At 68.2% G+C, this 24,805-nt stretch carries 24 protein-coding genes and 1 tRNA gene; 14 read left to right on the top strand and 11 right to left on the bottom strand.

Features of this window, described 5'->3' with window-relative positions; genetic code table 11:
• Positions 1-7 precede the first annotated feature (7 nt).
• The 9 genes from AC5P7F_RS02585 to AC5P7F_RS02625 all read right to left on the bottom strand — a co-directional run bounded on the left by AC5P7F_RS02585 (position 8) and on the right by AC5P7F_RS02625 (position 7,935).
• Positions 8-973, bottom strand: a complete 966-nt coding sequence (locus tag AC5P7F_RS02585) for a prolyl oligopeptidase family serine peptidase (RefSeq protein WP_164077468.1) — start codon at positions 971-973, stop codon at positions 8-10.
• Positions 974-1,050: 77 nt separating this feature from the next.
• Positions 1,051-1,127, bottom strand: a tRNA-Asn gene (locus AC5P7F_RS02590).
• A gap of 22 nt (positions 1,128-1,149) precedes the next feature.
• Positions 1,150-1,620, bottom strand: a complete 471-nt coding sequence (rlmH, locus tag AC5P7F_RS02595; RefSeq protein ID WP_014647944.1) for a 23S rRNA (pseudouridine(1915)-N(3))-methyltransferase RlmH — start codon at positions 1,618-1,620, stop codon at positions 1,150-1,152.
• A 66-nt stretch (positions 1,621-1,686) separates the two neighbouring features.
• Positions 1,687-2,097 (bottom strand): ribosome silencing factor, encoded by a 411-nt coding sequence (gene rsfS, locus AC5P7F_RS02600; RefSeq protein WP_005418109.1) that lies wholly within the window; start codon positions 2,095-2,097, stop codon positions 1,687-1,689.
• A gap of 58 nt (positions 2,098-2,155) precedes the next feature.
• The gene (gene nadD, locus AC5P7F_RS02605) at positions 2,156-2,821 is read right to left on the bottom strand and encodes a nicotinate-nucleotide adenylyltransferase (RefSeq protein WP_014647945.1); all 666 of its coding nucleotides are present in this window, start codon (positions 2,819-2,821) and stop codon (positions 2,156-2,158) included.
• A 3-nt stretch (positions 2,822-2,824) separates the two neighbouring features.
• Positions 2,825-3,862, bottom strand: a complete 1,038-nt coding sequence (gene holA / locus AC5P7F_RS02610; protein ID WP_032961944.1) for a DNA polymerase III subunit delta — start codon at positions 3,860-3,862, stop codon at positions 2,825-2,827.
• A gap of 12 nt (positions 3,863-3,874) precedes the next feature.
• Positions 3,875-4,450, bottom strand: coding sequence for an LPS-assembly lipoprotein LptE (locus AC5P7F_RS02615; RefSeq protein ID WP_032961942.1), 576 nt, complete (start codon positions 4,448-4,450; stop codon positions 3,875-3,877).
• Positions 4,451-4,587: 137 nt separating this feature from the next.
• A complete protein-coding gene (gene leuS, locus AC5P7F_RS02620; RefSeq protein WP_164077469.1) occupies positions 4,588-7,230 on the bottom strand; it encodes a leucine--tRNA ligase in 2,643 nt (880 codons plus the stop codon).
• A gap of 105 nt (positions 7,231-7,335) precedes the next feature.
• On the bottom strand, positions 7,336-7,935 hold the full coding sequence (locus tag AC5P7F_RS02625; RefSeq protein WP_046431876.1) for a DUF998 domain-containing protein: 600 nt from the start codon (positions 7,933-7,935) through the stop codon (positions 7,336-7,338).
• A gap of 323 nt (positions 7,936-8,258) precedes the next feature.
• Between AC5P7F_RS02625 and trxA the strand changes: the two genes are divergently transcribed.
• From trxA to AC5P7F_RS02650, 5 genes are all read left to right on the top strand, one after another.
• Complete coding sequence (gene trxA / locus AC5P7F_RS02630; RefSeq protein WP_164077470.1) at positions 8,259-9,116, top strand: thioredoxin; 858 nt, start codon at positions 8,259-8,261, stop codon at positions 9,114-9,116.
• 107 nt (positions 9,117-9,223) lie between these two features.
• Complete coding sequence (locus AC5P7F_RS02635; protein ID WP_069116171.1) at positions 9,224-10,924, top strand: FecR family protein; 1,701 nt, start codon at positions 9,224-9,226, stop codon at positions 10,922-10,924.
• A complete protein-coding gene (locus AC5P7F_RS02640; RefSeq protein WP_164077471.1) occupies positions 10,921-12,546 on the top strand; it encodes a CHASE2 domain-containing protein in 1,626 nt (541 codons plus the stop codon). The genes AC5P7F_RS02635 and AC5P7F_RS02640 overlap by 4 nt, the downstream gene beginning before the upstream one ends.
• 67 nt (positions 12,547-12,613) lie before the next feature.
• A complete protein-coding gene (locus AC5P7F_RS02645) occupies positions 12,614-13,066 on the top strand; it encodes a DUF4442 domain-containing protein (RefSeq protein ID WP_134809158.1) in 453 nt (150 codons plus the stop codon).
• Positions 13,067-13,113: 47 nt separating this feature from the next.
• Entirely contained in the window at positions 13,114-13,830 is a 717-nt protein-coding gene (locus AC5P7F_RS02650) for a hypothetical protein (protein WP_126411233.1), read from the top strand.
• An 8-nt stretch (positions 13,831-13,838) separates the two neighbouring features.
• Here AC5P7F_RS02650 and AC5P7F_RS02655 read toward each other — a convergent pair whose 3' ends face one another.
• Positions 13,839-15,155, bottom strand: a complete 1,317-nt coding sequence (locus AC5P7F_RS02655) for a hypothetical protein (protein WP_197641335.1) — start codon at positions 15,153-15,155, stop codon at positions 13,839-13,841.
• A gap of 76 nt (positions 15,156-15,231) precedes the next feature.
• Here AC5P7F_RS02655 and AC5P7F_RS02660 point away from each other — a divergent pair, with 76 nt between their 5' ends.
• From AC5P7F_RS02660 to rnfB, 9 genes are all read left to right on the top strand, one after another.
• Complete coding sequence (locus AC5P7F_RS02660) at positions 15,232-15,915, top strand: DUF502 domain-containing protein (RefSeq protein ID WP_014647956.1); 684 nt, start codon at positions 15,232-15,234, stop codon at positions 15,913-15,915.
• Positions 15,912-16,697: a queuosine precursor transporter gene (locus tag AC5P7F_RS02665; protein WP_126411235.1), complete on the top strand. Its 786-nt coding sequence runs from the start codon at positions 15,912-15,914 to the stop codon at positions 16,695-16,697. The genes AC5P7F_RS02660 and AC5P7F_RS02665 overlap by 4 nt, the downstream gene beginning before the upstream one ends.
• A gap of 94 nt (positions 16,698-16,791) precedes the next feature.
• Positions 16,792-18,732, top strand: coding sequence for a DUF885 domain-containing protein (locus tag AC5P7F_RS02670; protein ID WP_049442350.1), 1,941 nt, complete (start codon positions 16,792-16,794; stop codon positions 18,730-18,732).
• A 16-nt stretch (positions 18,733-18,748) separates the two neighbouring features.
• Entirely contained in the window at positions 18,749-19,819 is a 1,071-nt protein-coding gene (locus AC5P7F_RS02675) for a serine hydrolase domain-containing protein (protein WP_046431895.1), read from the top strand.
• The gene (gene gloA2, locus AC5P7F_RS02680; protein WP_014647959.1) at positions 19,816-20,220 is read left to right on the top strand and encodes an SMU1112c/YaeR family gloxylase I-like metalloprotein; all 405 of its coding nucleotides are present in this window, start codon (positions 19,816-19,818) and stop codon (positions 20,218-20,220) included. Before AC5P7F_RS02675 ends, gloA2 begins: the two co-directional genes overlap by 4 nt.
• 418 nt (positions 20,221-20,638) lie before the next feature.
• Complete coding sequence (locus AC5P7F_RS02685) at positions 20,639-21,082, top strand: DUF2147 domain-containing protein (RefSeq protein ID WP_012480941.1); 444 nt, start codon at positions 20,639-20,641, stop codon at positions 21,080-21,082.
• Positions 21,083-21,184: 102 nt separating this feature from the next.
• Complete coding sequence (metG, locus tag AC5P7F_RS02690; protein WP_164077473.1) at positions 21,185-23,266, top strand: methionine--tRNA ligase; 2,082 nt, start codon at positions 21,185-21,187, stop codon at positions 23,264-23,266.
• A 78-nt stretch (positions 23,267-23,344) separates the two neighbouring features.
• Positions 23,345-23,935, top strand: coding sequence for an HAD family hydrolase (locus AC5P7F_RS02695; protein WP_032958670.1), 591 nt, complete (start codon positions 23,345-23,347; stop codon positions 23,933-23,935).
• A gap of 31 nt (positions 23,936-23,966) precedes the next feature.
• Positions 23,967-24,380, top strand: a complete 414-nt coding sequence (rnfB, locus tag AC5P7F_RS02700) for an Rnf electron transport complex subunit RnfB (RefSeq protein ID WP_014647962.1) — start codon at positions 23,967-23,969, stop codon at positions 24,378-24,380.
• Positions 24,381-24,428: 48 nt separating this feature from the next.
• Here rnfB and AC5P7F_RS02705 read toward each other — a convergent pair whose 3' ends face one another.
• Positions 24,429-24,776 (bottom strand): RidA family protein, encoded by a 348-nt coding sequence (locus AC5P7F_RS02705; RefSeq protein ID WP_005418155.1) that lies wholly within the window; start codon positions 24,774-24,776, stop codon positions 24,429-24,431.
• Between the last annotated feature and the right edge of the window lie 29 nt (positions 24,777-24,805).

Here is a 24,805-nt window from a genome sequence, read left to right on the forward strand (position 1 = left end):
CTCGGCTCTACAACTGGCGTTCCGCCAGCATGCCGATATCCTGCATCCAGCGCTCGGCCAGCTGCGGCCACGCCGCGACCGGTGCATCCTTCATGCGCAGCCCGAATGCGTGGCCGCCGCGTGCGAACAGGTGCATTTCCACCGGCGCGCCCGCGTCCGCCAGGGCACGGTAATAGGCCAGCGATTCACGCACGTCATCGGTGCGATCGTCGGTGGCCTGCGCGATGAACGTCGGCGGCACCTTGTCATCCACGGTGATGTCCCTGACCAGCGACAATCCCTTCCCGTGCCCTGCCCACAGGTGCCCGGAATACATCACCATCGCGAAATCGGGACGGCTGGGTTGCTCATCCGCAGCATCGACCGGCGCGTAGCTGCGCAGCGCGTGCGTGCTCAGTCCCGCCACCACGTGACCACCGGCGGAAAAGCCGATCGCCCCGATCCGCTTGGGATTGATTGACCAGCGCTCGGCCTGTGCGCGCAGCAGGCCCATTGCACGCTGTGCATCCTGCAGGGCCATCGGCACTTTCGGAATGTCGCGGCAGTTGCACTCGGGGTCCCAGTTCGGGCCAGAGGCTGGCACCCGGTACTTCAGCAATGCACAGGTGATGCCCTGTGCGGTCAGCCAGCCGCAGATCTCGCTGCCTTCCAGGTCCATCGCCAGCACCCGATAGCCTCCGCCAGGCACCACCATCACTGCGGTGCCGGTGGCCGGTCCCTTCGGTGGAAACACGATGAGGGTCGGCGCAGCGACGTTCTGCAGCATCATCCAGTGTTCGCCACTGGCTTCGGAGATCACTTCGCTGACCTGCTCGGGCCCCTTCAACTTCGGCGGCGCGATCACCGTGCCCTGCGGCCACAACGGAAGCTCGGTGGTGCCCTGTGGCGGATGCCAGGTGGAAGGCGCGGCCTTCGTTGTGGCGAACGGCACCATCGCCAGCAGCAGGAAGCTCGAGGACAGCAGCACGCGCATGATCGGCATCCATGGTTGCAGCAGCAGAGTGTAGCGACAAAAAAAAACCTGCATCTTGCGATGCAGGTTTCTCAAGGTGGCGCCCGAAGTTGGACTCGAACCAACGACCCCCTGATTAACAGTCAAGTGCTCTAACCGGCTGAGCTATTCGGGCAGACGACTAGTATAACCACTCTTCACGCGCGATGGTAGGGGTGATTGGCAATCATTGCGGCGGCCCGATACAGCTGCTCGGCCACCACCAGGCGCACCAGCATGTGCGGCAGCGTCAGCGGTCCGATCGACCACTTCTCATCGGCCAGCGCGGACACCTCCGGCGAATGCCCTTCCGGGCCACCAATCAGGAACGCCAGGTCGCGGCCCTGCCCGCGCCAATGCTCCAGGCGCTGTGCCAGCTGTTCGGAACTCAGCTGTCGTCCTGGCACATCCAGTGCCACCACATAGGCGTTCTTCGGCAGCGCAGCGATGACCCGCTTGCCTTCCTCTTCAGTGGCGCGGCGCGGATCACGTCCCTTGCCGCGCAAGCCGGGCTCGATTTCCACCAGCTCGAACGGCAGCCAGTGCGACAGCCGCTTCTGGTACTCGGCGAAGCCCTGCGCGACCCAGCTGGGCGCGCGTTCACCGGTGGCGATCAGGCGGGCTTTCATCTACACGGTCCTCCAAAACGTCGACGGCGCCATCGGCGCCGTCGAAGGGATGCATCAACGTGCGGCTCAGGCCACTTCGTCGTCGCTGGACGGCGGCTGGTCGCCAACGGTCCACAGGCGCTCGAGGGCGTAGAACTCACGCACGCGCGGCAGCATCACGTGGACGATCACGTCGCCCAGATCGACCAGCACCCACTCGGCTTCGCGCTCGCCTTCAACACCCAGCGGCATCACGTCGATGTTCTTGGCGAAGCGCACGACTTCATCGGCGATCGACTTGACGTGGCGGGTCGAGGTGCCCGAAACGACGATCATGTAGTCGGCAACGCTGGACCGGCCGCGCACGTCGATCTCGACCAGGTCCTTGGCCTTCAGGTCTTCGGTGGCTTGGCGGACGCTGGCCAGCAGTTCCGGCACGGACGGCGGCGGGCTGGGCAGATCGACCTTGATGGTCTGGGGCTGGGTCTGGTTGCTCAAAGTGGATCGACTCGATAAACGTGGGGGCGATTATACGGGGATGGCACGGCGGCGCCATTCACGCTGTGGCCGGGCGGTACAGCCCGTGTGCAGCGACGTAGTCCGCGACGGCCGGCGGCAGCAGGGCGCGCCAGGGGCCACCGGCGGCGATCTGCGAGCGCACGGCGCTGGCCGATTCCTCGCGCAGCGGGTGGTGCAGGCGCAGGATGCGCCCGGCCGGGCTGGCGAACAGGGCCTGTTCGTTGTCGGCCCAGCGCCCCTGCAGGGCACGCCCCAGTTCACCGTCGATCGACGCCTGCAGCGGGCTGCCCGGCCGCTCGGCCACCACGAAGTGGGCCAGCCCGAACAGGGCCTCCCATTCGTGCCAGCCGGACAGGCCCAGCAGGCTGTCGGCGCCCACCAGCCAGGCCAGGGGCCGGCTTGGGCCCAGCTCGCCACGCAGCTCGCGCAGGGTATCGACGGTGTAGGACGGACGACCGGGATAGCGCGTGGCACGGTCCAGTTCACGACGGTCCAGCAGCAGGCCCGGCTCGTCGCCGATGGCCAGCGACAACATGGTGCAGCGCTGCTCGGCGGTGGCGCCGGGCACCGCACGGTGCGGCGGATCGCCTGCCGGCAACATGCGCACGGCCACCTGCAGTTCGTCCCGCGCGGCTCGCGCGATTGCCAGATGCCCCAGGTGCACCGGATCGAAGGTGCCCCCGTAATAGATCCGCAGGCTCATCGCTCAGGCCCGCGCCAGCAGGCGCACGGCACGCGGTTCGGCCACGGCCACCAGCAGGCGCTCCAGCGCCAGCCAGGCATCGCCGTCGGCCCGCCCCTTGGCGATGCGGTCGACCAGCCCGGCTTCGGCCACGAAGCGTTCCCAGCGCTTGCCTTCCGGGTGCCGCTGCAGCGCGCGCTTGTAGGGCGCCTGCCGTGATTCCCAGATGCCACGCGATTTCATTTCGGCGGCCAGGTTGCCGCCACGGGCCTGCACACGGGCCAGGCCGGCACCGGCCAGCAGTTCTCGGATCACGATCGGCATCAGTGCGGCCACCGCTTCGCCTTCGCCGCGCAGGCCAGCCAGCATGCGCAGTACGGCCGGCGGCTGGCCGGAGAACGTCGCCTCCACCAGCCGGAACACGTCGTAGCGGGCAGCGTCAGCCACCAGCGATTCCATCCGCTCCACATCCAGCGGCTGGCCATCGGCCAACAGCGCCAGCTTGTCGATTTCCTGGGCGGCGGCCAGCAGGTTGCCCTCCACCCGCTCGGCCAGGCGCTGCACGGCGGCCGGGTCGGCACGCAGGCCCTTGCCGCGCAGGCGGCGCTCGATCCAGTCCGGCAGTTCGTGCGGCTTGATCGCCCAGGCCACCGACAGCACGCCGATGCGGCTGACCGCCTCGGCCCACTTGCCCTGATGGGCCTTGCTCCATTCATTGGCGGTGATCATCAGCACCACGTCCGGCGCCGGATTGGCGCAGAACTGGCTGATCACTTCGGCGCCGTCCTTGCCGGGCTTGCCGCTGGGCAGGCGCACCTCGACCAGGCGGCGGGCGCTGAACAGGCTGGGCGCATTGAAGCTGGCGTCGAGCTGGTTCCAGTCGAAATCCCGCCCGTCGGCGTCGAACACTTCGCGTTCGCCGATGCCGGAGGCGCGCGCGCGCGCGCGGACGGCATCTGCCGCCTCCAGCACGCGCAGGGTTTCCGGGCCTGCGATCAGGTACACCGGCGCCAACGGGGTGTCAGCGCCCTGGCTGGCCAGCTGCTCCGGACGCAGTTCCATCGTCGCTGCCGCTCAGTGCTTGACGTCGGCGGCCGGCACCGCACCCTCGATCGGCTTGGCCTTCGGCGCGGACAGGCTGCCGCCCTTCTCGATCTCGGCGCGGACCACGCTGTCGATACGGCGGATGATCGAGGCGGACATTTCCCGGCGCAGCTCCGTGGCCAGGATTTCGCGTTCGGTGGTGGTACCGGTGGCGTCGGTCGGCGGCGACACATAGTCGCGCGACAGTTCGATCACCTGCTGCGGCACCAGTTCGCTGCCATCCTCGCGACGGAAGATGAAGATCACCGCGTAGCGCAGGCTGTATTCCTGTGCGCGGCCCTGCGAGTCGATGGCGATCGGCAGGTCACCCCAGCGCTCGGACAGCACCTGCAGCTGGGCGTTGGGTCCCTTGCTGTCCTCATCGGCCAGCTTGGCACCGGAGGCCAGCAGGCTGCGGTTGAGCAGCTTGACCAGTTCACTGTACGGGGCGGTGGAGACCACCTTCACCGGGGCAGTGTCGGTCGGCAGCATCAGCTTGTTGCGCAGATGGAAACCGCAGCCGGCGAGGCCGAGGACAAGAACGAGGGCAAGCAGGATTCGGGTCATGGAGACAGTCTGGCGGAGCCGGGCGATCACGGCAACACACAGCGTGCCCGAAGCCGCGTGAATGCAGGGCCATCAGGCGCCCGGCCCTGCTCATGGAATGGCACCGGCCACCGCGCGGGTGACCGGTGCCGGGGACATCAGGCAGCGACGATGTTCACGATCTTGCCCGGGACGATGATGATCTTGCGCACCGTCAGGCCTTCCATGAACCTGGCCGCGTTGGGCTCGGCCAGGGCCAGCGCCTCGACCTGCTCGCGCGCGGCATCGGCCGCCACCTCGATGGTGCCACGCAGCTTGCCGTTGACCTGCACCGCCAGGGTCAGCGCATCGCGCACCAGCGCGCTGCTGTCGGCCTGCGGGAACGGCTGGTCTTCCAGCAGCGTCTCGCCATGACCCAGCACCTGCCACAGGGCGTGGCTGGCATGCGGGGTGATCGGGTTGAGCAGCAGCACGATCGCCTGCAGCGCTTCCTGGCGCACCGCGCGGCCCTGCTCGCTGCCATCCTCGAACTTGGCCAGCGCGTTCATCAGCTCCATCACCGCAGCGATCGCGGTATTGAAGCTGTGGCGGCGGCCATAGTCGTCACCGACCTTGCCGATGGTTTCATGGGTCTTGCGGCGCAGCGCCTTCTGGTTGGCATCCAGCGCCGCGGCATCCAGTGCCGGGGCGGCACCGTCGGCAGCGTGCTTCTGCACCTGGGCCCAGAGGCGGCGCAGGAAGCGGGCCATGCCGTCCACGCCGGCTTCGTTCCACTCCAGCGACTGTTCCGGCGGTGCGGCGAACATCGAGAACAGGCGCACGGTATCGGCGCCGTACTTGCCGACCATCGCCTGCGGGTCCACGCCGTTGTTCTTCGACTTGGACATCTTCTCGGTACCACCGACCACCACCGGCTGGCCGTCGGCGATCAGGGTGGCGCCGGTGATGCGGCCGCGCTCGTCGCGCTGTACTTCCACGTCGGCCGGGTTGATCCAGTCCTTCGAGCCGTCCGGGTTCGGGCGGTAATAGGTTTCGGCGATCACCATGCCCTGGCACAGCAGGTTGCGCGCCGGTTCGTTGCTGTCCACCATCCGCGCGTCGCGCAGCAGCTTGTGGTAGAAGCGGAAATACATCAGGTGCAGGATCGCGTGCTCGATGCCACCGATGTACTGGTCCACCGGCAGCCAGTAGTTGCCGCGCTTGTCGACCGCATCACGGGCACCCGGCGAGGTGTAGCGGGCGTAGTACCAGCTCGACTCCATGAAGGTGTCGAAGGTGTCGGTCTCGCGCTCGGCCGCGCCGCCGCATTCCGGGCAGGTGGTCTTGCGCCATTCCGGGTCGGTCTTGATCGGCGAACCGGTGCCGGAGAACGCCACGTCCTCCGGCAGCACCACCGGAAGCTGTTCTTCCGGCACTGGCACTGCGCCGCACTTGGCGCAGTAGATCACCGGAATCGGGCAGCCCCAGTAGCGCTGGCGGCTCACGCCCCAGTCGCGCAGGCGGTAGTTGACGCGGCGCTGGCCCTGGGCCTTGCGCTCGAAACGTTCGGCCAGGGCTTCAAAGGCGCCCTGGAAGTCCAGGCCGTCGAATTCGGCCGAGTTGACCAGTTCGAAGGCACGGCTCTTGTCGCTGTACCAGTCCTGCCAGCGGCTACCGTCCCAGTTGCGCTCTTCTTCAGTGCGCGGGTCCTTCAGCGCGATCACCTGCTTGATCGGCAGGCCGTACTTGTTGGCCACTTCATTGTCGCGCTGGTCGTGGCCCGGCACCGCCATCACCGCGCCGGTGCCGTAGCCCATCAGCACGAAATTGGCGACCCACACCGGGACCGGCTCGCCGGTGACCGGATGCAGCGCGCGCAGGCCGGTGTCCATGCCGCGCTTTTCCTGGGTTTCCAGTTCAGCCTCGGACACACCGCCCTGCTTCAGGTCGGCCAGCAGCGCGGCCAGTTCCGGATTGTTCTTCGCCGCATGCAGCGCCAGCGGGTGTTCGGCAGCGATCGACACGAAGGTCACGCCCATCACCGTGTCCGGGCGGGTGGTGAACACGCGCAGCGGGTCCAGCGCGCTGCCATCGACATCGCGCACATCGAACTGGATCTCCAGGCCCTCGGAACGGCCGATCCAGTTGCGCTGCATGGTCTTGACCGATTCCGGCCAGCCGTCCAGCTCGTCCAGGCCATCCAGCAGTTCCTGGGCGTAGTCGGTGATGCGCAGGAACCACTGCGGGATCTCGCGCTTCTCGACCAGGGCGCCCGAGCGCCAGCCGCGGCCGTCGATGACCTGCTCGTTGGCCAGCACGGTCTGGTCGACCGGGTCCCAGTTCACCACCGCGTTGCGGCGGTAGGCCAGGCCCTTGCGCATCAGGCGGGTGAACATGCGCTGCTCGTGGACGTAATAGTCCGGACGGCAGGTGGCGAACTCGCGCGACCAGTCGATGGCATAGCCCAGCGACTTCAGCTGGCTGCGCATGTGGTCGATGTTCTTGTAGGTCCACGCCGCCGGCGCGGTCTTGTTCTTGATCGCAGCGTTTTCCGCCGGCAGGCCGAACGCGTCCCAGCCCATCGGCTGCAGCACGTTGTGGCCGGTCATGCGCTTGTAGCGGCTGATCACGTCGCCGATCGTGTAATTGCGCACGTGGCCCATGTGCAGCGCACCGGACGGGTACGGAAGCATCGACAGGCAGTAGTACTTCGGCTTGTCCGAAGTCTCGTCGACCTCGAAGGCACGGGTGGCGTCCCAGTACTGCTGGGCGGCGGATTCAACCTGCTGCGGGTCGTAGGCGTTGGTTTCAGCGCTGGTCATGGAACACGCGGATGCGGCGGCAAAGCGGTACAGCGTACCGCAGTGCGGCAAATGGCTCCAATCCTGCCTGCCGGACGCCGGCGCCGCGGCGCTCGGGGAGGCGTCTCAGCGCGGGCGCGACAGCGGCAGGGCCGCCGCCAGCCAGACCAGCCAGCAGGCGAACGCGAGCCGTTGTGCCATCGGCGCCGGCAGTGTGCCCTGCAGGGCGAACGCCGCCAGCGCGGCCAGCACGCCGCAGCCCAGGGCCACTGCGCCCGAGGCCCGGCCATGCGCCTGGCGCAGATGGGACACGCCCAGCAGCACGGTGCCGGCGACGAAACCCAGCACCCAGATCATCCAGGCGCTGGCATGCAGCTGGCTGGCGGGCCCATGCAGGTCATCCACGTCCAGTGGCAGCAGCCCCATCGCGGCAAAGGCCAGACCGGCCAGCAGCAGCATCTGGCTGCCGACCCGTGGCGCCCAGCCAGCAGTGGCCGGCAGACTGCGGCGCAGGCGCTCAGCCACCGCCACCGCCAGCACGCCGGGCAGCACGAAACCCAGCAGATTGAAGGCCAGCGCATGCGGTACACCGCGCGCACCCAGCAGCGCCACCGGGTGGCGAGCCTGGGCATAGCCGTCCAGGCCGGCACCGAAGCCGGCCACGGCCAGGACGAATACGACTGCCGCAAGCAGCCCCAACCAACGATCAAGCCGGACCACGGACATTGCGCGCAATCACCCGGAAAGGAATGGACCACGGCATTGTCGCGGCAGCGGCGCGATGCGCCAAGCGCGGCGCATTCCAGAGCACTTCAATATCCGCCTGCTGCGCCTACCGTGATGCTCGATGCATGGCAGTTCCGCCCTGTCGCAAGCGCGCCTCCCCATCGAAGCCTGTCGCCTCCGGCTAGTGGGTGATCCACTCGCTGCACTGCGCCCCTGCCGGCCCGCCAGCACCACTCGAGGGCGTACTCCGTGATCGCAGGGTTGAGACCGACATCGATCGTCACCATAGAATCGGTCTCCAGATGCCAAGCGATGCCTCCCCCATGACCGAGACGACCTACGTATTCGACGCCACCACTGCGACCTTCGAGGCCGAAGTCCTGCAGAAGTCGCTGCAGACGCCGGTGCTGGTCGACTTCTGGGCCACCTGGTGCGGGCCGTGCAAGACCCTGGGCCCGATGCTGGAAAAGCTGGCTGCCGAGTACAACGGCGCTTTCGAGCTGGCCAAGGTCGATGTCGACAAGGAACAGCAGATCGCGGCGGCCTTCCAGATCCGCTCGGTGCCCACCGTGTTCCTGGTCAAGGGCGGCCAGCTGGTGGACGGCTTCCCCGGCGCCATTCCGGAAGGCCAGCTGCGTGAATTCCTGGCCCAGCACGGCATCGTGCCGGCCGATGTCGGCGATGCCGCCCCTGAAGATGAAGCCCCGCTGGACCCGCAGGCGCAGGTCGACGTACTGCGCGCGCAGATCGCCGCCGAGCCGGACAAGGATGAGCTGAAGCTCGACCTGGCCCTGGCCCTGCTGCAGATCGGCGGCGTGGACGAGGCCGGTACCCTGATCGACGGCCTGCCGGCCAATCTGGCCACCGACGACCGCGCCGTGCGCGCCCGTGCCCGCCTGGCCTTCGCCGCTGCGCTGAAGGATGCCCCGGCGGCCGAGGTGCTGGAGGCCCGCATCGCCGCTGATGGCAAGGATCTCAAGGCCCGCCACCTGCGCGGCGTGCAGCTGCTGCTGGGCGGGCATGACGAGGCCGCCCTGGCGCAGTTCCTGGAAATGCTGCGGATCGACCGTGGATTCGAGGAGGGCCTGCCACGCAAAGCCTTGATCGACGCCTTCAATGTGATCTCCGACGAGGACCTGGTGGGCCAGTACCGCCGCAGGATGGCGTCGCTGCTGTTCTGAACGGAAGCCCGCTCCGTTCAGAATCCCTGCACTGAACGCGGGCAATAATGCGCGCGCTGGCGGCCTTGCGGTCGCCACGATCCGTTCGGGGGGATGAGGTCGGGGCCATGGGGTCTTGCAGCTGCACCCCCGCATTGCCGGGATTGCAAACTGTGACCGTCGTCCGCTCTCTGTCGTTCGCCATGCGTTTAACGGGCGCCCTGCTCTGCGCCCTCCTCCTGCCGCCTGCCATCGCCGGCGCCCAGGACTGGAACTACCGGGTCCGGCCCGGCGACACCCTGTGGGACCTGGGTGGGCTGTACCTGAAACCCTCGGTACGCTGGCAGCAGCTGCAGCAGCACAACCGCATCGACAACCCCTACCAGTTGCCGCCGGGCCAGCTGCTGCGCTTCCCGATCAGCTGGCTGCGCACCGAACCGGCGCCGGCCCGGGTGCTGTCGGTGCGCGGCAAGGTCGAGCTGTCCGGTGCCGATGGCACGGCGACCCGTGCGCTCCAGGCCGGCGAGCAGCTGCATATCGGTGACACCGTGGAAACCGAGGGCGATTCCAGCATCACGCTGGAATTTGCCGATGCCTCGCGCCTGCAGCTGCGCGAATACTCGCGCCTGCGCCTGGACCAGCTCAGCCGCTATGGCCACACCGGCATGGTCGACACCCGCCTGCGCCTGCAGCAGGGGCGCGCCAGCAACCGGGTGACGCCGGCGCGCGGCCCGGCCTCGCGCTACATCATCGATGCACCCACCGCGACCAGCAGCGTGCGCGGCACGGTGTTCCGGGTCAGCGCCGGGGATACAGGGCACGTCGGCGCCACCGAGGTCCTGCAGGGCAAGGTGCAGGTCGGCAACCCCCATGGCCAGCGGCTGGTACGGCCGGGGCAGTCCACCCGCAGCAGCAGCGCCGATGCGGCCCCCGCCGCGGTCTCGGCCCTGCTGCCGGCGCCGGCGCTGCGCAATGACGCGCTGCGCCTGGCGCCGCTGCCGACCCTGCTTGCCTGGGAACCGGTCACTGGCGCCGATCACTACCGGGTGGAAGTGGTGCAGGCGGCAACGCCGGAGATCCTGCTGTTCGCCACCTCCACCGCCGACACCCGGTTGGCGATCGGCGACCTGCCGCCCGGCCAGCTGCGCCTCCTGTTGCGCGCGGTCGACGCACAGGGCGTCGAAGGCATGGATGCGAGCGCCGATTTCGAGCTCAGTGACCAGCCACCGCCGCCGCTGACCGTATCGCCGCTGCATGGGCAGACGATCAACAGCGACCGCCCGCGCTTCCGCTGGAGCCAGGCCCCCGGTGCACGCAGCAGCGTGCTGCAGATCGCCGCCGAACCCAGCTTCCGGCAGCCACTGCAGGAGCAGGCTACCCATGCGACCGACCTGCGCCTGGCGCAACCGCTGCCGCCCGGACAGTACTACTGGCGCGTGGCCTCGCGCGATGCCGAAGGCCACCAGGGCCGCTATGGCCAGGCGCTGCCGCTGCAGCTGAGCAACGAGCCGGTGGACCCTGCACTGCAACCGCCCGAGGCCGCGCACGGCGAGCTCACCCTGCGCTGGCAGGCCGGCAGCGAAGGCCAGCGCTACCGGGTGCAGGTGGATCGCCGCGGTGACTTCAAGGCCCCATTGATCGATGAAACCGTGGCCCAGCCGCAGGTGAGCTTCAAGCGCCCGTGGAGCGGCACGCTGCACGTGCGCGTGCAGTACATCGACGATGACGGCCACGCCGGCGAGTTCTCCCCTGCCCAGCAGATCCCGTTGCCATGCCGCCTGTGCTACGGCGCCGGTGGCGGTGCACTGCTGCTCTGGTTGTTGTTGTGAGGCGCTCGCCGCTGCCATGGTCGAAGCGGATCCTGCTGGCCCTGCTGGCCGGCGTGCTGACCATCGTGGCCAGCCAGGGCCAATGGCTGTGGCGGCAGGACGAGGCGGCCTATGACGCACTGGTCGGCAACTGGGACTACCGCCCCGACCCCAGCGTGCTGATCGTGGCCATCGACGAAGGCAGCCTGCAGCGTATCGGCCAGTGGCCCTGGCCGCGCTCGGTGCATGCCCGCCTGCTGGACCGCCTGACCGATGCCGGCGCCGAACGCGTTGCGCTGGACCTGATGCTGTCCGAACCCGACCGTCGCGACAGCCGCCAGGATGATGAGCTGGCGGCCGCGATCCGACGCAACGGCCGGGTGGTGCTGCCGGTGCTGGCGGCACCGGCGGCCGGCGACCGCATGGCCGAGGAAATGCTGCCGATCCCGCAGATCGCCGCCAGTGCCGCCGCGATCGGCCACACCGATGTCGAGGTGGATGGGGACGGCGTCGCCCGCGGCGTCTATCTGCACGCCGGTATCGGACGGCCGCACTGGCCGGCACTGGGCCTGGCACTGGCCGACCTGCCGGCGGGTGCGGTACGCGGCCTGCCCGACCCCGACCCGGCGCTGGGCTCGCCCTATCAATGGCGTCGCGATGATTACGTGCGCGTGCGCTACGCCGGCCCGCCCGAGCGGCTGCCGCAGGTGTCCTATGCGGACGTGCTCGATGGGCACGTGGATGGAGCGATGCTGCGTGGCCGCCGCATCGTGGTCGGCATGACGGCCAGCGGCATCGCGCCTCGCCTGCTGACCCCGACCACCCGCGAGTTCTGGATGAGCGGCAGCGAGTACCAGGCCAACATCACCTCGATGCTGCTGCAGCACAAGCAGATCGACGTGCTGCCGCACGCCTGGCAGCACGCCATCAGTGGCGTGCTGGTGGCGCTGTGCGTGATTCTGCTCGGCCTGCGCCTGCCGTGGCTGGTCGCGCTGTGTTCGCTGCCGATGCCGCCGCTGCTGAGCTGGCTGCTGCTGCGCACCGGTGACCTGTGGTGGGCACCGGCCAGCGCGATGCTGGGCGTGGTGCTGGCACTGCTGGTCTGGGCGGTGTGGCGGATCTCGGCCTGGCACCGCCTGGCCAACCGCGATGCCCTCACCGGCCTGGGCAACCGCCTGCGCTTCGAGCAGTCACTGCAGCAGGAATGCGACGCCGCGCGGCGCAGTGGCAAGCCATTGAGCCTGGCGCTGATCGACGTCGACCACTTCAAACGCCACAACGACCGCCATGGCCACCAGGTCGGTGACCGCGTGCTGCGTGATGTCGCCCGCCTGATCGGCGCGCATGCGCGCCGCCCGCGCGACATGGCGGCGCGCTACGGTGGCGACGAATTCGCACTGGTGCTGCCGGATACGCCGGCCGAGGGCGCGCGCCGGGTGATCGAGGACCTGATTGCCTGCGTGCGTGCACTGCCGGCGCCGGGCGACGGCAGCGATGACGGCGTCACGCTCACCATCGGGGTATTCACCCGCGTGCCCGACGGTGACCTGCAACCGCACCATTTCGTGGAAGGCGCCGACACCGCCCTTTACCAGGCCAAGGCCAACGGCCGCGACGGGTTCATGATCGACGGCGGGACGTGACTCCCGGGGTGCAACATACGCATGCGAATGGTTAGACTGGGCACCTCGCCTCGCGCCCCGGACCCGCATGAACGCCCGCCTGTTCCGCTTCGGCATCAACCTCTGGCCGCCGTTCCTGTTCACCGGCATCCACGTCACCCGGATCACGCCCGATTACCGTCAGATCGACGTGGCACTGCGACTGCGGCCGTGGAACCGCAATTACGTGGGCACGCATTTCGGCGGCAGCCTGTTCGCGATGACCGATCCATTCTGGATGCTGGGCCTGCTGCACATCCTCGGCCGTGACTATTACGTGTGGGACCGGGCCGGTACGATCGATTTCCTCAAGCCTGGCCGGGGCACGGTGCGTACTTCGTTCCGCATCGATGATGCACTGCTGGCTGAACTGCGTGCCGAAGCGGCCGGCGGCGAAAAGGTGCTGCGCTGGTTCAGCAACGATGTCGTCGACGAAAGCGGCGAAGTGGTCGCCCAGGTACGCAAGCAGGTGTACCTGCGGTTGAAGCCGCACGCACGCTGATCCAGCACGCGCGCGCTATCCTCGGCCTCCCTGCCATGGAGGCTCCGATGCGCCCGTATGCGCTTGCCACACTGCTGACCCTGCTGTCCTTCACCACCCACGCCCTCGACCTGCCACCGGTGCAGTATCCGACGCTGCCGGCCCAGGCGGCCAATGCCGCCGGTTTCGTCCCCCAGGGCTGGGCACTTGAATCGAGCGTCGAAGGCGATCTCGACCAGGATGGCCGCGCGGACCTGGTGCTGGTGCTGCGTCAGCAGGCGCCACGCAACGTCATCGAGCACGATGGCTTGGGTCCCTCGCCGTACGACAGCAACCCGCGCATTCTCGCCGTGGCGTGGTCGCGCCCGTCCGGCTATGTGCTGGCGGTGCAGGACCACCAGCTGATACCGCGCCCGGACAATCCGGTGATGAGCGACCCGCTCGAAGACGGCGGCGTCAGCATCCAGCGGGGCACCCTGAAGGTCGCACTGTTTTCATTCGCCAGCGCGGGCAGCTGGTCAATGGGCACGACCGCCTTTACCTTCCGTTGGCAGGACGATGCCTTTGCGCTGATCGGCTACGACCAGAATTCGGTGATGCGCAATTCCGGGCAGACCGAGTCGGTGAGCGTGAACTTCTCCACCGGCAGGGTAAAGCGGAGCGAAGGCAGCATCGAGGACGACAAGGACAGCGTGCACTGGGAGGCCCTGCACAGCCGCCGCCGCTGGACGCTGCAGACCATCGGTGATGGCTGGGCATTCGATCCGCTGGCGGGCAGCGACTGAGACGCTGCTCAGTCGCGCGCAGCAGCGGCCGGGGCGTTCTCCATCACCAGCGGCACCGACAGCCATGGGCTCTCGTCGGTGCTGCGCGACGGTGAACGCCGCGGCACCTGCAGACGGCGGCCATCGGCCGACAGCTGCGGTGCCCGCACCGGCGAGCGGAACTGCGCAGGCAGGCGCTGCAGCGCATCCACCGGATCCTGCGCCTGCTGCCGCAGCCAGCGCTGCGCGCCGATCAGCCGCACCATCGCGGCGGCATCCTGGGTCCGTGACGAATAGGCCGGATAGACCGGGCGGGCAATATCGGTCAGCACGCACCCCAGGATGTTCGACAGGCAGCCAAAGTCATGCTGCGGCGGTGCCGGCACCGGCAGCGGGCGATCCGCTTCCAGCGCCGCCATCGCCGCCGCGCCGCAGGCCCAGCCCAGATTGCCCGCCGCGCGCGCCAGGGTACTGCTGCGATCCAGTACCAGCACCCCGCCCAATTCCTGCGCCGAGGTTTCGATCGCAGCCCGGCTCATCGCGTACTCACCCTGCATCGCACGGCACAGGCTCTGTTCGGCGGCCAGCATCGGCTGCATTGCCTGATCGCATTCCGCTGGCAACGGATGGTCGGCCGGCAGTTCGACCAGCATGTCGGCCAGCAGTTGGGCATTGGCCTGCACCAGGCTGGCACCGATGATGCTCTCCACCAGGTAACTGCCGCCCGTCACCAGCCGCCGGCCCAGCTGAAGACCCCTGCAACTGCCACGCAGCGCACCGTCGATATCGCCCTGCACATAGGCCAGCGCGCGTGCGCTGGTGGCATCGATCATCAGGCCATAGGTCGGCATCGGCACCAGGATGCCGTCGCCCTTGGGCCGGAATGGCGACACGAAGTGGTCCGCATCGGCCAGCTGGTCCAGGCGCGCATGCAGCTGCTGGTGGCCAGCGTGGGCATCGACGAAGCGCTGCGGGTCGGCGCGCACCTGGCCCAGGCAGTCACTGGCGGTCGGCCCGCAGCTGGCCGCCGGTCGTGATCGCAGCGCGTCATGGTCCTCCGCCAGCTGCGGTCCGGCGCCGCCATTGCCGCGCGGATCGGCCTCCCAACGCTGCACGTCGCGGGCCAGGGCCTGTTCGCGCTGGCGCGCGTCCAGATCGTCGAACGCGAGCGTCCACAGCAGCGCAAAACCGTTGTGGCCGTGGACAGGCAGGCGGGCCTGCAGGCGCTGCTGGGCCTGTAGCCGCGATTCCGGCACCGGCCACATGCGCGAGGCGCACCACACCACGATGGCCAGCACCAGAAGGCCTACCAGGGTCCAACCCAGTCCGCGCAGAATCTTCAACACAGCTTCCCTTCCATGTGCCGTTGCCGCAGTCGATTGCCCAGCGTAATCGACCGGCCGTGACCGCTACAATGCGCACATGTCGCTCGAAGCCCCCGCCCTGGTCCCCCGCCCCTCCCTGCAGCGCCTGTTCCTGACCGGCCTGCTGACCCTGCTGCCGATCTGGCTGACCTGGGTCGTGGTCAAGTTCGTGTTCGTGCTGCTGTCGGGCATTTCCAGCCCGTTGGTGGTGCCACTTTCCGAGCAGATCGCGACAAGCTTTCCGCACTACCTCGGCTGGGTCCGGGCCGAGTGGATCCAGAACACCATCGCCCTGCTGGCCACCCTGCTGGTGATCCTGGCGGTGGGCGTGGCCAGCCGCCGCGTGCTGGGCCAGCGCCTGCTGCGCTGGGTCGGCGCGGTCATCAAGCGCATTCCGCTGGCCAGCATCATCTACGACAGCGCCAAGAAGCTGCTGGACATGCTGCAGACCGAACCGGGCAGCACCCAGCGCGTGGTGCTGATCGACTTCCCGCACCGCGACATGAAGTCGGTCGGCCTGGTCACCCGCGTGATCAAGGAACACGGCACCGACCGTGAACTGGCCGCGGTGTACGTGCCCACCACGCCGAACCCGACTTCGGGTTACCTGGAAATCGTGCCGGTGGAACTGCTGACCCCGACCGACTGGACCGTCGACCAGGCCATGAGCTTCATCATTTCCGGCGGCGCCGTCGCGCCGTCCAGCGTTCCGTTCACGCGCGCCGGCGATCGCAGCGAATGACCGCGGCGCCGATCGAGCGCCCGTTGCAGGACCGCGCGGTCCTGCTGTTCATCGTGCTGGCTGCGTTCTTCTGCGGCAATGCAGTGCTGGCCGAACTGATCGGGGTGAAGATCTTCGCGCTGGAAGACACCCTCGGCATCGATCCGCTGAACTGGAACCTGTTCGGCCAGACCGGTTCGCTCAGCTTCACCGCCGGCACCCTGCTATGGCCGGTGGTGTTCATCATGACCGACACCATCAACGAGTTCTTCGGCAAGCGCGGCGTGCGCTTCATCTCGTGGCTGGCCGTGGTCCTGATCGCCTATGGCTTCCTGTTCGCCTTCGCGGCGATCTCGCTGGCGCCGGCCAGCTGGTGGGTCACCTCCATGGACGGGCACGGCGTGCCGGACTACCAGGCCGCATTCGCAGCGGTGTTCGGCCAGGGCATGTGGACCATCGCCGGTTCACTGGTGGCCTTCCTGCTCGGCCAGCTGATCGACGTGGCGGTGTTCCATCGCATCCGCCAGGCCACCGGCGAGCGCCACGTGTGGCTGCGTGCGACCGGGTCCACCGCGATCTCGCAGGTGGTGGACAGCTTCGTGGTGATCTGGATCGCCTTCGTGCTCGGCCCGCAGCACTGGCCGACCTCGCTGTTCCTGGCCGTCAGCAGCGTCAACTACATCTACAAGATGGGCTTTGCAATTGCCCTGATTCCGGTGCTGTACCTGATGCGGCGTGCGATCACCCGCTATCTGGGCGCAGACAGGGCCGCTGCGCTGCGCGCGGCGGCGGCGGCTGACTGAAGCCCCAGCGGCGGCAAGCTGACTGCGCCTTCACGCTGGCCGTACGCGGCCGGATCGTGCAAGCTCCACGGTCTGTGTTCCACGGAAGCTCCTGATGCCGCATCCCACCCGCGCCCTGGCCGCCGCCATCGCCGCGTTGTTCCTGTTCAGTGCCGTGCCGTCGGCCGAAGCAGCGAAAAAGAAGGCCAGCCGCCCTGCCGCCGCGCAGACCCGCCAGGCTGCCAAGCCCAAGGCCAGGCCCGCCCGCGCCACCGCACCGGCGCGTGGCAGCTCGGCACGCCGCGCCGCGCCGCGTCCGGTGGCGCCGGCCCGTGCCGTACCCAAGCAGGTACAGCTGGAGCGCCTGTACGACGAGTACTGGGATGCCTCGATGCGGTTGAACCCGCTGCAGGCCACCTTCCAGGGCGAATCCCGCTACAACGACCAGCTGCCCAACATCCTGTCCGCCGCCTGGCGCCAGCAGTCGCACGACTTCACCACGCAATGGCTGGGCAAGGTCGAGAAGCTCGGCAGTGATGGCCTGCAGGGCCAGGACCTGCTCAGCTACGAGATCTTCGTGCGCGACGCACGCGCCTCGCTGGCCGCCGAGCGCTACCCGAGCTGGATGATGCCGATCAGCCAGTACTACAACATCGGCAGCATCATGGCGATCCTCGGTGCCGGTGCCGGCGCGCAGCCATTCAACACCGTGCAGGACTACGACACCTGGTCGCGCCGTTCGCTGGGCATTCCCGAACTGTTCGACCAGGCCATCGACAACATGCGCCAAGGCATGAAGGCCGGCGTGGTACAGCCGCGCGACCTGATGGAAAAAGTGCTGCCGCAACTGGATGCGGTGATCAAGCCGACCGCCGAAGAGAGCATCTTCTGGTCGCCGATCCGCACCATGCCCAACACCATCCCGGCCGAGGACAAGGCGCGCATCAGCGCCGAGTACAAGCGCATGATCGAACTGCGCATCATGCCGGCCTATCGCGCCCTGCGCGGCTTCATCGCCACCGAATACCTGCCGGCCACGCGCGCCAGCAGCGGCCTGGGCGCACTGCCCGATGGCCAGGCCTGGTACGCCAGCCTGATCGTGCAGACCACCGCCAGCGACCAGACCGCCGCGCAGCTGCACGCGCTGGGCGAACAACGCGTGCAGGAACTGCAGGCGCAGATCGCCACGGTGATGAAGGATGCCAAGCTGCGCGGCACCCCCACCAAGCTGCTGCGCAGCATGCGCAACGACCGCCAGTTCCAGTACGGCGATGCCAATGCGCTGATCAACCGTTACCGCCAGGTGCAGCAGCAGGTCAACGCACGCCTGCCGCAGGTGCTGGATACCTTGCCCAAGGCGCCGCTGGACGTACGCGCGGTGGAACCGGAGCGTGCGCTCACCGCCGCTGCCGCTGCCTACCAGCCGGCACTGCCCGGGCAATCCGCGGTGCTGTACGTGAACACCCGCGACCTGCCCGGCCGCAAGCGCTGGAACGTGCCGGTGCAGTACCTGCATGAAGCGATCCCCGGCCACCACGTGCAGCTGGGCCTGCAGCAGGAGCTGGCCAAGCTGCCGCGCTTCCGCCGCCTCGGTGGCGATCTCGCCTTCGTCGAAGGCTGGGGCCTGTACGCCGAAACGCTGGGCGAGGACCTGGGCATCTACACCGATCCCTACGACCGCATCGGCTACCTGTACTCGCGCCTGCTGCGCGCCGCCCGCGTGGTGGCCGATACCGGCGTGAATGCCCAGGGCTGGAGCAAGCAGCAGGCTGTCACCTACCTGCAGAAGACCGTGGACATGAGCAGCGACGATGCCAACGCCGAAGTCGAGCGGGTCATGGCCCAGCCTGGCCAGGCACTGTCGAACGTGGCCGGCCTGACCACCATTGTCGCCCTGCGCGACAAGGCCAGGGCGCGCCAGGGCGCCGCCTTCGACCTGCGCCGCTTCCACGCCGAACTGCTGAAGGACGGCTCGATGCCGCTGGACGTGCTGGACCGCAAGATGGAACGCTGGATGGCCCAGCCGGCCAGCGCCACGCCCGCCCCGTCACCCTGAGCCTTCCGGAGCCGCCATGCGTCCTGCCGTCGCCCTGTTCGCCGCCGTGCTGGGCCTGCTGCCGCTGGCCACCGTCGCCGCACCGGTGCTGGCCCCACCGGATGCGGGCATCGACGGCCTGATGCAGGCCTACGACGGCCAGGTGCCCGGCGCCGCCGTACTGGTGCTGCATGACGGCAAACCGGTATTCCGGCGCGGCTATGGCCTGGCGGTGGTGGAGGACGGCACGGCGGTCACCGCGGCCAGCAACTTCCGGCTGGCCTCGGTCAGCAAGCAGTTCACCGCTGCGGCGGTGCTGCTGCTGGTGGAAGATGGCCGGCTCGGGCTGGACCAACCTGCCCGGCAATGGCTGCCCGAACTGCCCCCGGCTGCGGCCGCCATCACCATCCGCCAGCTGCTCTCGCATACCGGTGGCCTGCCCGACTACGAAGACCTGATGGACCCGGCTGATGCTCGGCAGGTGCATGACGCCGATGTGCTGACCCTGCTGTCGCGCCAGGACCGGCTGAACTTCGCGCCCGGCACGCAGTACCACTACAGCAACAGCGGCTATGCGCTGCTGGCACTGATCGTCGGCCGCGCCTCCGGCCAGGATTTCGCAGCCTTCCTGCAACAGCGCATCTTCCGCCCGCTGGGCATGGCCCACACCGTGGCCCATCAGGACGGCATCGATACCATCGCCGCACGCGCCTATGGCTACAGCTGGATCGATGGCCGTTGGCGGCGCACCGACCAGAGCACCACCAGCGCCGTGCTCGGCGATGGCGGCATCTATTCCTCGCTGGACGACCTGGCCCGCTGGGATGCGGCGCTGTACGACGACCGCCTGCTGTCGAAGGCCTCGCGCCGCGCGATGTTCAGCCCCGCCACATCGACGCCCGAACCGGATGTACCGCACTACGGGTTCGGCTGGCGGCTGAATGGCCCCGTGCAATGGCACAGCGGCGAGAGCATCGGCTTCCGCAACGTGATCGTGCGCCACCCGGAAAAACACCTGACCGTGATCGTTCTGACCAACCGCAACGACCCCGAACCCTATCCGCTGGCGCTGAAGATCGCCCAGCGCTGGCTGGACACCCTGCAATGACCGCCGATTCCGGTGCCCTGCTGGGCATCCACCACGCCGCACTGATCTGCAGCGACTACGCACGTTCAAAAGACTTCTACGTGCGCATCCTCGGCCTGCGCGTGCTGGCCGAGAACCACCGCGCCGCGCGCGATTCCTGGAAGCTGGACCTGGCCCTGCCCGACGGCGGCCAGCTGGAACTGTTCTCCTTCCCCTCGCCGCCGCCCCGTCCCAGCCGCCCGGAAGCCCAGGGCCTGCGCCACCTCGCGTTCCGCGTGGCCACGCTGGAACCCTTCATCCAGCGCCTGTCAGCGCACGGCGTAGTGTGCGAACCGATCCGCGTGGACGAGTACACCGGCCGCCGCTTCACCTTCTTCGCCGACCCCGACGACCTGCCGCTGGAGCTGTACGAAGCCGGTTGACGTCCCCGGGGGTCAGATCCCTTTTCCGTCGGAAAAGGGATCTGACCCTATCGCCGCCACCGGAAACGTCATCCACGCATGGCATGGATCTGTGTCGACCAAGGTCGACACCCACCAACCGCACCAGCACCGGCAGATCGCCGGAAACTGTCGAAGGCGGGGCATTGTGGGTTTGCGGGGTGTGAGCCGCATGGATGCGGCGACCAAGCCCCCAGGGACGGGTTTACGGCGGCCCCGCAAACCCACAGTGCCCCGCCATCCCTCAGCAAGTCCGCTTTTGCTGTTGCTCCGGCTGTTGCGGCTGCCTCTGCAGGTGCAGGGCGCAGCCCTGCAAAGCCCCCCTTCCCCATACCCCGCCGAATGGGTATACAGTCGACCCATGCCGGCACCGTGCCGGAATGAACCCTGGGAGGGGACCATGCGCAACACCTTCAAGACCCTGCTGCTGGCACTGCCGCTGTGCCTGGCCGCCCTGTCGGCCCAGGCCGCCGACGGCGCCGCCGGCCGCTGGAAGACCATCGACGACAAGACCGGCAAGGTGAAGTCGATCGTCGAGATCACCCAGGCCGCCAACGGCACCCTGACCGGCAAGGTGGTCGACATCCTGCACTCGGACAAGGGCCCGAACCCGGTCTGCGATGGCTGTGAAGGCGCGAACAGGAACAAGCCGGTGAAGGGCATGACCATCCTCTGGAACCTGAAGGCCGATGGCGCCAACAAGTGGTCCGGCGGCACCATCCTCGACCCGGCCAACGGCAAGACCTACAAGTCGAAGATGGAGCTGCAGCCGGGTGGCACCAGGCTGGACGTGTCCGGCTGCATCGCCTTCATCTGCCGCGCGCAGACCTGGCAGCGCGAATAAGCGCCCCGGCCCCCGCTTCATCCCCGTGACCCGGCCCCGGCCGGGTCACGTCGTTGCGGGCATGCGATACTCTGCGGTTCCCCTCGGCTTCACCCCGCGACCATGACCCGTACCGCGCTCGTCACCACCGCCCTGCCCTACGCCAACGGCCCGCTGCACCTGGGCCACCTGGTCGGCTACATCCAGGCCGACATCTGGGTGCGTGCGCGGCGAATGAGCGGCGGCAAGGCCTGGTTCGTCTGCGCCGACGACACCCACGGCACGCCGATCATGCTGGCCGCGGAAAAAGCCGGGGTCACCCCGGAAACCTTCATCGCCAACATCCAGGCCAGCCACGAACGTGACTTCGCCGCCTTCGGCGTGGCCTTCGACCACTACGACTCGACCAACTCGGCGGCCAACAAGGCACTGACCGAGCAGTTCTACCTGAAGCTGGAAGCGGCCGGCCACATCAGCCGCCGTTCGGTCGCCCAGTTCTACGACCCGGCCAAGGGCATGTTCCTGCCCGACCGCTACGTCAAGGGCATCTGCCCGAACTGCGGCAGCCCCGACCAGTACGGCGACAACTGCGAAGTCTGCGGCGCGACCTATGCACCGACCGACCTGAAGGAGCCGCGTTCGGTCATCTCCGGCGCCACGCCGGAAATGCGCGATTCGGAGCACTTCTTCTTCGAGGTGGGCCACTTCGATGCATTCCTGCGCGAATGGCTGGCCGGCGATGTCGCCCTGCCGGGCGTGAAGGCCAAGCTGGGTGAGTGGCTCAACGCCGAAGGTGGCCTGCGCGCGTGGGACATCTCGCGCGATGCGCCGTACTTCGGTTTCCAGATTCCCGGCCAGCCGGGCAAGTACTTCTATGTCTGGCTGGATGCGCCGATCGGCTACCTGTCCAGCTTCCAGACCCTGTGCGGCAAGCTCGGCGAAGACTTCGAAGCGCACCTGCGCGCCGGCACCGCCACCGAACTGCACCACTTCATCGGCAAGGACATCGTCAACTTCCACGGCCTGTTCTGGCCGGCGGTGCTGCACGGTACCGGCCACCGCGCGCCGACCCGCCTGCACGTCAACGGCTACCTGACCGTGGACGGTGCCAAGATGAGCAAGTCGCGCGGCACCTTCGTGATGGCGCGTACCTTCCTCGATGCCGACCTGGAGCCGGAAGCGCTGCGCTACTACTACGCCGCCAAGTCCGGCGGTGGCGTCGACGATCTTGACCTGAACCTGGGTGATTTCATCGCCCGCGTCAACGCCGACCTGGTCGGCAAGTTCGTCAACCTGGCCAGCCGCTGCGCCGGCTTCATCAGCAAGCGCTTCGACGGCCAGCTGGCCGCGCAGCTGCCCGACGCGGCGCAGTACCAGCGCTTCGTCGACGGCCTGGCGCCGATCCGCGAAGCCTACGAGCGCAACGACCCGGCTGCGGCGATCCGCCTGACCATGACCCTGGCCGACGAAGCCAACCGCTACATCGACGACGTCAAGCCGTGGGTCATCGCCAAGCAGGAAGGCGCCGACGTGCAGCTGCAGGCCGTGTGCAGCCAGGGCCTGAACCTGTTCCGCGTGCTGGTCACCGCACTGAAGCCGGTGCTGCCGGCCACCGCCGCGCAGGCCGAGGCCTTCCTGGCCGCGCCGGTCAATGACTGGACCGAACTGGCACAGCCGCTGCTGGGCCACCGCATCACCGACTACACCCCGCTGTTCACCCGTATCGACCCGAAGAAGATTGACGCCATGATCGACGCCTCCAAGGACACCCTGCAGCCGGCCGCCACTGCCGCCCCCGCCGCCAGGACCGACGCCGCCAAGCCGGCCACACCGGCCCCGGCCAAGGACGGCGTGAAGAGCGCCGATGCTCCGGCCTATATCGGCATCGACGATTTCGCCAAGCTCGACCTGCGCATCGGCAAGGTGCTGGTGTGCGAGTTCGTGGAAGGTTCGGACAAGCTGCTGCGCTTCGAACTGGATGCCGGCGAACTGGGCAAGCGCCAGATCTTCTCCGGCATCCGTGGCAGCTACGGCGAGCCGGAAGCCCTGGTCGGTCGCAGCGTGGTGTTCATCGCCAACCTGGCCCCGCGCAAGATGCGCTTCGGCCTGAGCGAAGGCATGATCCTGTCGGCCGGTTTCGACGGCGGCGCGCTGGCGCTGCTGGACGCCGACAGCGGCGCGCAGCCGGGCATGCCGGTCCGCTGATGCCTGCAGCGGGCGCGGCCATCGCCGCGCCTGCTGGCAGCATCGGCCAGCGGAGGCAACGCGATGGGAAGCAATGGAATGGAACTGGCGCTGTTCGACTTCGACCACACCGTGACCACCTGCGATACCTATGGCCGTTTCCTGCGCCGCGTGGCCACCGCCGAACAGCTGGCGCAGGCGTGGTGGAAGGTCGGACCGTGGCTGGCCGCATACAAGCTGAAACTGATCTCGGCCGAACGCATCCGTGCACGCGTCACCCGCCTGACCTTCAGCAACCGCCACAGCGATGACATCGCCACGCTGGCCGCAGGCTTCTCGCGTGAGTTCCTGCCCGAGGTGGTGCGCCCGGAAATGCTGGAGCAGATCCGCTGGCACAGGGAACAGCAGCATACCGTGGTGATTGTGTCCGGCTCGCTGGACCTGTACCTGCGGCCATGGTGCGAGCAGCTGGGCCTTCAGCTGATCTGCAACCGGCTGGAAAGCCAGGACGGCCGCCTGACCGGTCGCTATGCCGGTGGCGACTGCGGCCCGCGCAAGGTCGAGCACATCCGTCGCCAGTTCGATCTGTCCCGCTACGTGCGTATCCATGCCTACGGTGACAGTTCCGAAGACAAGCCGATGCTGGCGCTGGCCCACGAGCGCTGGTTCCGTGGCAAACCCCTGAAGTAACCCCGACGCGCAGCCTTCGCCACGCATGAGCATGAGCCTGATCCCGCCCCTGACCGAACGCCTCGACCGCCTGCTGCCGCAGACCCAATGCGGGCAGTGCGGCTACGACGGCTGCCGCCCGTATGCGCAGGCGATGGCGCGCGGCGAGGTGGGCGTGGACCGCTGCCCGCCGGGCGGCGATGCCGGCGCGCGCGCGCTGGCGCAGGTACTGGGCGTGCCTGCCATTCCGTTTGATCGTTCGCGTGGCGAACACAAGGTGCCGCAGGTGGCGCTGATCGTGGAAGCCGACTGCATCGGCTGCACCAAGTGCATCCAGGCCTGCCCGGTGGACGCCATCGTCGGCGGCGCCAAGTACATGCACACGGTCATTGCCGATCTGTGCACCGGTTGCGAACTGTGCATTCCGCCGTGCCCGGTGGACTGCATCGAGTTGCTGCCCCTGTAACAGGGCGGATCCCTTTCCGCGGGAAAGGGATCCGGCCCCATCCCGCAGTTACGGCACGGCCGCCGTCACCACGATCTCGACCTTCCACTCGGCGTGGGCCAGCTTGGCTTCGAAGGTTGCGCGGGCCGGGGTCGCGCCCTCGACCACCCACTCGTCCCACGCCTTGTTCATGCCGTCGAAGTCGGCGATATCGGCCAGGAACACTTCCGCGCGCAGCACGTGCTGGCGATCACTGGCGACCAGTGCCAGCAGCTTGTCGATCTCCGCCAGCACCTGCCGGGTCTGTCCGGTGATGTCCTGGCTGGTGTCTTCCGGAATCTGGCCGGAGAGGTAGGCGACCTTGTTGTACACGGTCATTTCGGACATGCGCGGTCCGACGTCGTAACGCTCCATCATGGGCGTGGCTCCTGCGGGTGATCAGGCCT

Source organism: Stenotrophomonas sp. YJH_SMC_105-26, from assembly GCF_059368915.1.

Bases quoted from the DNA above. Each gene is read 5' to 3' on its own strand.
- AC5P7F_RS02585 (WP_164077468.1), bottom strand. From the start codon at position 973: ATGCGCGTGCTGCTGTCCTCGAGCTTCCTGCTGCTGGCGATGGTGCCG.
- rlmH (WP_014647944.1), bottom strand. From the start codon at position 1,620: ATGAAAGCCCGCCTGATCGCCACCGGTGAACGCGCGCCCAGCTGGGTC.
- nadD (WP_014647945.1), bottom strand. From the start codon at position 2,821: ATGAGCCTGCGGATCTATTACGGGGGCACCTTCGATCCGGTGCACCTG.
- holA (WP_032961944.1), bottom strand. From the start codon at position 3,862: ATGGAACTGCGTCCGGAGCAGCTGGCCAGCCAGGGCGCTGACACCCCG.
- AC5P7F_RS02615 (WP_032961942.1), bottom strand. From the start codon at position 4,450: ATGACCCGAATCCTGCTTGCCCTCGTTCTTGTCCTCGGCCTCGCCGGC.
- leuS (WP_164077469.1), bottom strand. From the start codon at position 7,230: ATGACCAGCGCTGAAACCAACGCCTACGACCCGCAGCAGGTTGAATCC.
- AC5P7F_RS02625 (WP_046431876.1), bottom strand. From the start codon at position 7,935: ATGTCCGTGGTCCGGCTTGATCGTTGGTTGGGGCTGCTTGCGGCAGTC.
- trxA (WP_164077470.1), top strand. From the start codon at position 8,259: ATGACCGAGACGACCTACGTATTCGACGCCACCACTGCGACCTTCGAG.
- AC5P7F_RS02635 (WP_069116171.1), top strand. From the start codon at position 9,224: ATGGGGTCTTGCAGCTGCACCCCCGCATTGCCGGGATTGCAAACTGTG.
- AC5P7F_RS02645 (WP_134809158.1), top strand. From the start codon at position 12,614: ATGAACGCCCGCCTGTTCCGCTTCGGCATCAACCTCTGGCCGCCGTTC.
- AC5P7F_RS02650 (WP_126411233.1), top strand. From the start codon at position 13,114: ATGCGCCCGTATGCGCTTGCCACACTGCTGACCCTGCTGTCCTTCACC.
- AC5P7F_RS02660 (WP_014647956.1), top strand. From the start codon at position 15,232: ATGTCGCTCGAAGCCCCCGCCCTGGTCCCCCGCCCCTCCCTGCAGCGC.
- AC5P7F_RS02665 (WP_126411235.1), top strand. From the start codon at position 15,912: ATGACCGCGGCGCCGATCGAGCGCCCGTTGCAGGACCGCGCGGTCCTG.
- AC5P7F_RS02670 (WP_049442350.1), top strand. From the start codon at position 16,792: ATGCCGCATCCCACCCGCGCCCTGGCCGCCGCCATCGCCGCGTTGTTC.
- AC5P7F_RS02675 (WP_046431895.1), top strand. From the start codon at position 18,749: ATGCGTCCTGCCGTCGCCCTGTTCGCCGCCGTGCTGGGCCTGCTGCCG.
- gloA2 (WP_014647959.1), top strand. From the start codon at position 19,816: ATGACCGCCGATTCCGGTGCCCTGCTGGGCATCCACCACGCCGCACTG.
- AC5P7F_RS02685 (WP_012480941.1), top strand. From the start codon at position 20,639: ATGCGCAACACCTTCAAGACCCTGCTGCTGGCACTGCCGCTGTGCCTG.
- metG (WP_164077473.1), top strand. From the start codon at position 21,185: ATGACCCGTACCGCGCTCGTCACCACCGCCCTGCCCTACGCCAACGGC.
- AC5P7F_RS02695 (WP_032958670.1), top strand. From the start codon at position 23,345: ATGGAACTGGCGCTGTTCGACTTCGACCACACCGTGACCACCTGCGAT.
- rnfB (WP_014647962.1), top strand. From the start codon at position 23,967: ATGAGCCTGATCCCGCCCCTGACCGAACGCCTCGACCGCCTGCTGCCG.
- AC5P7F_RS02705 (WP_005418155.1), bottom strand. From the start codon at position 24,776: ATGATGGAGCGTTACGACGTCGGACCGCGCATGTCCGAAATGACCGTG.